The sequence below is a fragment of the SAR324 cluster bacterium genome (assembly GCA_029245725.1).
Taxonomy (GTDB): domain Bacteria; phylum SAR324; class SAR324; order SAR324; family NAC60-12; genus JCVI-SCAAA005.
Genome location: JAQWOT010000077.1, coordinates 1 through 1,720 on the forward strand (window position 1 = coordinate 1; position 1,720 = coordinate 1,720).

General features: G+C 43.5%; 3 protein-coding genes. 1 reads left to right on the forward strand and 2 read right to left on the reverse strand.

Features of this window, described 5'->3' with window-relative positions; translation table 11 throughout:
* Positions 1-216 precede the first annotated feature (216 nt).
* Positions 217-393 carry a hypothetical protein gene (locus P8O70_03335; GenBank protein ID MDG2195916.1) on the forward strand — a complete coding sequence of 59 codons (177 nt, stop codon included), beginning with the start codon at positions 217-219 and terminating at the stop codon, positions 391-393.
* A 10-nt stretch (positions 394-403) separates the two neighbouring features.
* Here the strand turns inward: P8O70_03335 and P8O70_03340 are convergent, their stop codons facing one another.
* Positions 404-1,036: a site-2 protease family protein gene (locus tag P8O70_03340; GenBank protein MDG2195917.1), complete on the reverse strand. Its 633-nt coding sequence runs from the start codon at positions 1,034-1,036 to the stop codon at positions 404-406.
* A gap of 6 nt (positions 1,037-1,042) precedes the next feature.
* Positions 1,043-1,720: DUF4159 domain-containing protein (locus tag P8O70_03345; protein MDG2195918.1), on the reverse strand; the 678-nt coding region annotated here is incomplete at its 5' end.

The following is a 1,720-nucleotide window of genomic DNA, read 5'->3' on the forward strand; positions in this document are numbered from 1 at the left end:
CAAATCGTTTAATTGATTACAGGCCCTAATTAAAAAATAATTTATTTTAAAAAGGATTTTTCGTTCAATTTTGTAAGAGATGAGATTTTTTAAAATCATTGACGCCCCTAGAATTCAGGCTCCCAAGCAAATATCTTGTGGGGGCAAAAAAGAGGAAGGGTTCATGCAGATGGGCAGTCATCTACCATGACTCATTCAGCTAAGTAAGGAGTTTCCATGGAAATGTTTCTAGGTATATTACTGATTTTAATTGCACTAACGGGTGCGAGCCTAATCGCTATCTTTTTCTTCCGCAAAATATTTCAATCCCATCATCACGGACCAGTATATCCATCCTCAACGAACCGAATCACACCAGAGCATAGTCATGGGAACTCTGAACCCCACACCTAAGGAAAAGGTTTCAGACCATCCATGAAATCAGGCTTCGGCTTGCTTCTCCAATCCAACGAAATGGGCTAAACCCTGGGAGGGCCAGGCTCACCATGACCAATCCCATCAGTACTTGAGTCCCATATCTATCATTGAATTCCATGAACTTTCTACGGGGAGCATGTGGTAGAAAATAGGGCCAGACAGAACTTCCATCAAGCGGTCCGATGGGGAGCAGATTGAAGAGACACAAATTCATGTTGATTAAAGAAAACCAGACAAGCAACTCGCCCAGAGGGAAATCCCAGACAGTTTGCCATCCCCCCTGAAAGCTCATACCCAACAACCACGCTCCCATGCTAGCAAGGATTAGGTTGCTTAGCGGGCCTGCTGCAGAGACATATAGATCTGCATTTCTTATCCTGAAATTACTTGGATTTACAGGTACTGGCTTAGCGTAACCAAAGCCAGCAAACAGGAGCATCAAGCTTCCGAACAGATCTAGATGAGCGAGTGGGTTCAACGTAAGTCTTCCCATATACTTCGCAGTCCCATCCCCACATAGATAGGCGATCGCAGCATGTGCGAATTCATGGAAAGTCAACGCAAAGAGTAGAGAGAAAATAAGTAAAAGCATCAATTGTGGTTCAAGTTGAAAAATCATTTCTTCTTATTTTCTCCTCAGCAAAATCGTTGGCAGATGCAATTGGTCTGTTTTGTAATCTCCAGTTAGCAGATACATCGCTAGATTCACATAAAACCTCAGTCCTGTTTCTATCTCGGTTGGGTTGGGATTTATTCTAACTTGATTACGCACCATGGACTCCCAACTAAATCGCTTGGAGCGATTCCAAATCATGATAAATCTCCCATCTTGCTCCAAAAGTCGGATCGGTACTCCTTGATTTCCCAGAAGCATTTTCTTCTCAAGGAGATAAAAACTGTAGGAGAGAACGTGGCTGCGACTCATTGTTTCCCAACTCGATTCTGGAAAAAGCAGCTTACTCCAAAGTACCCATTCTTCTTCAATTGCCGAGGTCTGTAAAGAACAGTGGTCTAGCATCAATGTTCCACCTCCAGCAAAGAAATCTCGCCATCGCCATTTTTCTTCAATAGTTAGTTCAGGAGGTGAAAAACAGAGAGGAACATGGAGAAAGGGTTTTTCCCAAAGTGGGAAGGTTAACCAGTCCGACCACTGCTGCTGGGGAGACATTGTAATCGTAGTTCTCCCCTCGATGGCTTCTCTGATAGATGTGATAGCTCTGCTGGGTTTTGGATTACTATCCAAATAGAGAGAATGCCACTCCAAACGGTCTCCAGTCAGCCATCTCTGGGAATTGAGGTGATT